This window comes from Streptomyces sp. 8K308 (assembly GCF_004348315.1).
Lineage (GTDB): Bacteria > Actinomycetota > Actinomycetes > Streptomycetales > Streptomycetaceae > Streptomyces.
Window position 1 is genome coordinate 1 of the sequence record NZ_SMKC01000414.1, and the last position, 5492, is coordinate 5492.

Genomic DNA, 5492 nt, shown 5'->3' on the forward strand with positions numbered 1-5492 from the left:
GGCAGGGGCTTTCGGGCATGGTGACTCCGTTCGGTGGGGGGCGCGGGTTCGCTTGCCGCGAGTGAGCGCTGCGTCACCGACGGTAGGGCATTGTTGGTATGTGCGCCAGCCCTTCCTTGGTAAATTTGCCGCCTGCGGATGAGTAGTGTGGCTCCAGGTGGACTGAGTAGTGGCCCGAGCGAAGGAGTTGCATGCCTCCACGGACGACGCCCACGCAGCGGCAGAAGAGACTCGGAGCGGAGGTGCGCAAGTTGCGTACCGGCGTGGGGATGAGCGCCGAATACGCCGCAGCGCTGCTGGGCGTGGACCGGGGAAAGATTTCGAACTTCGAGTCGGGTACCCGCAACATCGGTGCCGACCGACTGCGTACCCTCGCTACCCACTGCGACTGCACCGACGGGCGGTACGTGGACGCCCTGGTGGAACTCACCGCGTGGTCCCGGGACAACTGGTGGGATGAGTACCGAGGAAGGGTCTCCCCTGGGTTGCAGGACATCGCTGAACTGGAATGGGACGCGAGCCGCATTCAGACCATCCAGACGGTGCACATTCCCGGCCTGCTCCAGACCGAGGACTACGCTCGCAGCGTCTTCTCTTCGGGCCTACCTCCGCTCTCCCGACTTGAGATCGAGTTGCGCGTCGCCCACCGGACGAGTCGGCAGCAGGTGCTTACCCGTGAGCAGCCTGTCGACTACGTTGGCTATGTGCATGAGGCTGCCCTGCGCATGCGCTTCGGTGGACGTGAGACAACCCGAGCGCAGCTCGCGGCATTGGTCGCGGCGAGCGAGCAAGAGCACATCACCGTCCGGATAGTGCCTGTCGAGCGTGGCAGCTTCCCTGGCGCCGGGCACGCCCTCCTCTATGCCGAGGGAGCCGTGCCCCAACTCGACACGGCACAGCTCGACTCGGCGCATGGACCGGAGTTCATGTGCACAGAACCGCAACTCGAAAAGTACCGAGCTCACTTGGCGTGGATGGACGAGGCTTGCCTGACGCCGACGGCTTCACGCGACTTCATCCACGACGTCATGCGCGATCTGTAAGGAGCCCAGCCGTGCCCGAAATCATCTGGGAAGACCCCTACTGCGCCGAAGGAAACAACTGCTTCCGCGTCGGCACCGACGCCGACGGCAAGGCGTACATAGCTGTCGCCGGTCAGGAGGACGCCTACCTCACGGACAGCCGGGAGGCCCTTCGTTCCCTGATCCGTGAGATCAAGGCCGGCAAGGCCGACCACCTGCTCTGATCGGATCGATGAGTTTCCGCGCGCCGCGGGGTCCTGGCAGGCAGGGGTCCAGAGAAGAGAGAGAGTGCGCGATGAAGCTGGTGCTGCAGGAGTTCCTGTCCCTCGACGGCGTGTCCCAGGGGCCGGGGTCTCCGGTCGAGGACACCAGTGACGGGTTCACGCGGGGCGGCTGGTTCGTGCCGTACCTGGATGAGGAGTTCGACCGGGTGGCCGCCGACTGGCTCGGCGAGGCGGACGCGTTCCTGTTCGGCCGCCGCACCTACCAGAACTTCGCCCGGGACTGGCCGACGATGACCGACCACCCCTCCGCCCCCATCCTGAACGGCCGGCCGAAGTACGTGGCCTCCCACACCCTCACCGAGGCTGACCCCGGCTGGGACCCGACCACCATCCTGTCCGGCGACGTCCCCGCCCAGGTCGCCGAGCTCAAGCGGCAGCGGTCCGGCCGGGAGTTGCAGGTCCACGGCAGTGCCCGGCTGGCCCAGTCCCTGCTGGCCGCCGGGCTGATCGACGAGCTGCGGCTCGTGATCGCCCCGGTCGTCGTGGGCCAGGGCCGCCGACTGTTCCCGGACGGCGGCGCGCCGGCCGGCCTGCGGCCCGTCAGCCAGCGGACGACGCCGGGTGGTTTGTCGGTGCACGTCTTCGAGTCGGCGGGGCTGCCGGAGTACGGGACGTACGGCGCCGGCGCGTAGGCCTAGTCGACGCGCACCACGTACTTGCCCCGCACGCCGCCGTCGGCCAGGGCCTGGTGGGCCGCCGCGATCTCCGCCAGTGGGAAGACGGTGTCGACCATCGGGCGCAGCGTGCCCTCCGCCACGTGGCGGGCGAGGTCGTCGAGCAGCGGGCGCCGGGGGTCGCCGCTGAAGAACCGCACCCGGCCGCGGCCGTGGACCGCGCTGGCCGCGATAGCGGTGAGCGTCGTGGCGGGCCGCCGGTGGTCGAGGGCGATGGTGACCATCCGCCCGCCGGGGGTGAGCAGCCCGCGGTATGTGGCGAGTTCGGTGCCCACGGTGTCGAGCACCACGTCGAAGCGGCCCAGGTCGCGCGGTGCGACGGCGCGGTGGTCGACGGCATGGTCCGCGCCAAGCTCGCGCACGAAGTCGAGGTTGGCGGCGCGGGCCAGGCCGGTGACCTCGGCGCCGTGTGCCCGACCTAGCTGCACGGCGGCGTGGCCGACGCCGCCCGCCGCCCCGCGCACGAGGAGTGACTCGCCGGGGCGCAGCCGGGCCTTGTCGCGCAGCGCGGTGATGGCCGTGGTGCCGATCGGCAAGGCGGCGGCCAGTACCGGGTCAAGTCCGTCGGGGACGCGGCCGAGCCGATCCGCCGGGACCGCCACGTACTCGGCCGCGCTGCCGAACCCCGAGGTGAGACCCAGGACGCCCCACACCCGGTCGCCGACGCCAAGCCCGGTGGTGCCGGTGCCGAGCGCGGCGACCTCGCCCACGAGGTCGAGCCCCACGCGCTTGGGGAACCGGCGCCCGGTGAGCACCCGATACTTGCCGGAGCGCACGAACGCCTCGCCGCCGTTCACGCTCACCGCGCGCACCCGCACCAGCGCCTCCCCGGGCCTCGGCTCGGGGCGCGGTGCCTCGCCCACGTACAGCACTTCCGGCCCGCCGAAGCGGTCGTACAGCGCCGCCCTCATCATGTGGTCCCGCGTCGTCATGGCTCCGACCGTAGGCTCGTAACCGGACGACACCATCCACTTGCGCCGGAGGTGAGAAGAAGTGAGGGCCGGATCCTCTCGGATGACCGGGCTGCGGGCGGACGCCCGGCGCAACCGGCAGCGGGTGCTCACGGCCGCCCGTGCGGTCTTCGCCGAGCAGGGCATCGACGCGCCGATGGTCACGGTGGCCAGGCGGGCCGGCGTCGGGGTGGCGACGCTGTACCGGCGCTTCCCGACCCGGGACGACCTGGTGCGGGCCGCCTTCGCGGATCAGATGGAGACCTGCGCCCGGGTCCTCACCGAGGCCGTCGCCGACCCCGACCCGTGGCGCGGTTTCCAGCGGCTGGTCGAGACGGTCTGCGAACTGCAGGGCGAGGAGCGCGGCTTTCCGGCGGCGTTCGCCGCCGCATTTCCCGACACGGCGCACGCGCAGGTCAGGGCGCGGGAGGGGTTCGAGCGTGACGTGCTGACCCTCGTCCGCAGGGCGCAGGCGGCGGGCGCGCTGCGGCCCGACTTCCACCCCTCGGACCTGGGCGTGGTCTGGCTGGCTAACGGCGGTCTGGTCGCCGCGCTGCCCGGCGACCGGCAGGCGTCACGGCGACTCGTGGCCTACCTCCTGGAGGCGTTCCGTGCCCGACCGAGCCGCGGGGCGTTGCCCGCCCCGAGCCGCCTGCCTCTCGCGCGGCTGCCCTTCCCGCACCGGCGCGACGGCACCGCCTAGCGCGGCGCGTCCAGCCAGCGCCTGCGGCCCGGGCCGGTCGGGTGCGTGCCGGTGACGCCCATGACGACCGAGTAGAGGCTGGTGTCGCCGGCGATGAAGAGGCGGTTGCGCTTGGCGCCGCCCCAGGAGATGTTGGCGACGATCTCCGGGATCCTCAGGCGGCCGATCAGCGTGCCGTCCGGGTCGTAGCAGTGGACGCCGTCCTTCATCGCGGCGACCCACAGCCGGCCGTCCTCGTCGAAGCGGATGTTGTCGAAGCGGGCGCCCGCGCGGGCGGTGGCGAAGACCTCGCCGTTCGCGAGCGTGCCGTCGTCCCGCACGTCGAAGACGCGGATGACGCCGGCGCCGGTGTCGGAGACGAACAGCCGGCTCTCGTCGGCCGAGAACACCAGGCCGTTCGGCGCGCCGAGGCCGTCGGCGACCAGCCGCACCTCGCCGCTCGCCGGGTCGATCCGGTAGACGTTGTTGGCGCCGATCTCGCTGTGCGCGCGGTGGCCCTCGTAGTCGCTGGTGATGCCGAAGCTCGGATCGGAGAACCAGATCGAACCGTCCGACTTCACCGCCGCGTCGTTGGGGCTGTTGAGCCGCTTGCCCTCCCAGCGGTCGGCCAACACGGTCACGGTGCCGTCGTGTTCGGTCCTGGTGACGCGACGGTTGCCCTGCTCGCAGGTGACGAGCCGGCCCTCGCGGTCCAGGGTGTTGCCGTTGGGATACCCGGCGTCCCGCCGGAAGACGCCGACCGCGCCGGTCTCCTCGTCCCAGCGCAGCAGCCGGTCGTTGGGGATGTCGCTCCAGATCACCTGCCGCCACGCCGGCACGTACACCGGCCCCTCGACCCACCGGCAGCCGGTGTACAGGACCTCGAGCCCGGCGTCCCCGTTCACACACCGCCCGGTGCGGAACCGCTCGTCCAGGACCTCGTACAGGTCGGGGTGCTCACTGCTGCTCATGCCACGTCCTCCGGAGTCGGTGGTGGATCATTCTCGCGGTGGTGGACCGCCTCAGACGAAGTCCGCCGTTTCGCGTACCGCGCCGAACCTGGGAAAGGTGCGGCTCACCGCGAAGTCGTGTTCGTCGGCGGCCAGGCCGGACATCGCGTCGGCGACGAACTCCACCTCGTAGCCGTGGTCGCTCGCGGCGCGCGCGGTGGACTCGACGCCCATCGTGGTGACGAGGCCGGCGTGCACCAGGGTGTCCACACCGCGGCCGGTCAACTCGGTGTGCAGGTCGGTGCCGTGGAACGCCCCGACGGTCCGCTTCACGATCACGATGTCGTCGGGGTGGACCAGGCCCTCGGCGAAGTCGCTGCCCGGCGGCTGCTCGGTCACGTTCGGGCGGTCCACCCGCACCATCACCACCGGGCGGCCGTCGGCCCGGAAGGCGGCGGCCAGTCGGTGGCAGCGTGCCAGCACCTCCTCGCCGGTGTGCGGGGCGAGGGGCAGGGCGATGATGCGCGGCATCAGGTCGATGAGTATCAGCGCGGACGTCACGGTGGCGATCGTACGGGCTTCCGTCACCGCCACTGCGGCGCGCGCGTGCCGGTCGGGGGGAGGGATTCCACGCGGCGGCGGATCTCGCTCATCGTGGTGACGATGTCGCGTTCGTGCTCCGGGGTGAGGCGGGCGATGGGGACGGAGCAGCTGATGGCGTCGGTGGCCGGTGAGTCGTAGCGGAGGGCGAAGCCGAAGCCGGCGATGCCGAGGACGGTCTCCTCGTGTTCGATCGAGTAGCCGCGGTCGCGGGTGGCGGCCAGGTCGGCGAGGAGGGCTGCGCGGTCGGTCAGGGTCGCGGGGGTGAGGGCGGCGAGGTCGCCGGCCGGCAGGGGGAGGGCGTCGTCCGGGCGTTCGGCGAGCAGCGCC

General features: G+C 71.5%; 8 protein-coding genes. 4 read left to right on the forward strand and 4 right to left on the reverse strand.

Annotated elements, in window-relative coordinates:
• The first annotated feature begins 191 nt into the window (after positions 1 to 191).
• The 3 genes from E1265_RS32820 (at position 192) to E1265_RS32830 (ending at position 1938) form a co-directional block, all read left to right on the forward strand.
• The gene (locus E1265_RS32820; RefSeq protein WP_132934608.1) at positions 192 to 1043 is read left to right on the forward strand and encodes a helix-turn-helix transcriptional regulator; all 852 of its coding nucleotides are present in this window, start codon (positions 192 to 194) and stop codon (positions 1041 to 1043) included.
• 11 nt (positions 1044 to 1054) lie between these two features.
• A complete protein-coding gene (locus tag E1265_RS32825) occupies positions 1055 to 1246 on the forward strand; it encodes a hypothetical protein (RefSeq protein ID WP_132934609.1) in 192 nt (63 codons plus the stop codon).
• Positions 1247 to 1317: 71 nt separating this feature from the next.
• On the forward strand, positions 1318 to 1938 hold the full coding sequence (locus E1265_RS32830) for a dihydrofolate reductase family protein (protein WP_132934610.1): 621 nt from the start codon (positions 1318 to 1320) through the stop codon (positions 1936 to 1938).
• A gap of 2 nt (positions 1939 to 1940) precedes the next feature.
• Here E1265_RS32830 and E1265_RS32835 read toward each other — a convergent pair whose 3' ends face one another.
• The gene (locus E1265_RS32835) at positions 1941 to 2912 is read right to left on the reverse strand and encodes an NAD(P)-dependent alcohol dehydrogenase (RefSeq protein WP_243741281.1); all 972 of its coding nucleotides are present in this window, start codon (positions 2910 to 2912) and stop codon (positions 1941 to 1943) included.
• Positions 2913 to 2994: 82 nt separating this feature from the next.
• On the opposite strand from E1265_RS32835, the gene E1265_RS32840 reads away from it, so the two are divergent.
• Positions 2995 to 3633 (forward strand): TetR/AcrR family transcriptional regulator, encoded by a 639-nt coding sequence (locus E1265_RS32840; RefSeq protein ID WP_132934611.1) that lies wholly within the window; start codon positions 2995 to 2997, stop codon positions 3631 to 3633.
• On the opposite strand, the gene E1265_RS32845 is transcribed toward E1265_RS32840, so the two are convergent.
• The 3 genes from E1265_RS32845 to E1265_RS32855 form a co-directional block, all read right to left on the reverse strand.
• Entirely contained in the window at positions 3630 to 4583 is a 954-nt protein-coding gene (locus E1265_RS32845; protein WP_132934612.1) for an SMP-30/gluconolactonase/LRE family protein, read from the reverse strand. The two genes, E1265_RS32840 and E1265_RS32845, sit on opposite strands and share 4 nt — an antisense overlap.
• 51 nt (positions 4584 to 4634) lie before the next feature.
• Complete coding sequence (locus tag E1265_RS32850) at positions 4635 to 5123, reverse strand: isochorismatase family protein (protein ID WP_132934613.1); 489 nt, start codon at positions 5121 to 5123, stop codon at positions 4635 to 4637.
• Positions 5124 to 5146: 23 nt separating this feature from the next.
• Positions 5147 to 5492: IclR family transcriptional regulator C-terminal domain-containing protein (locus tag E1265_RS32855; RefSeq protein ID WP_279571488.1), on the reverse strand; the 346-nt coding region annotated here is incomplete at its 5' end.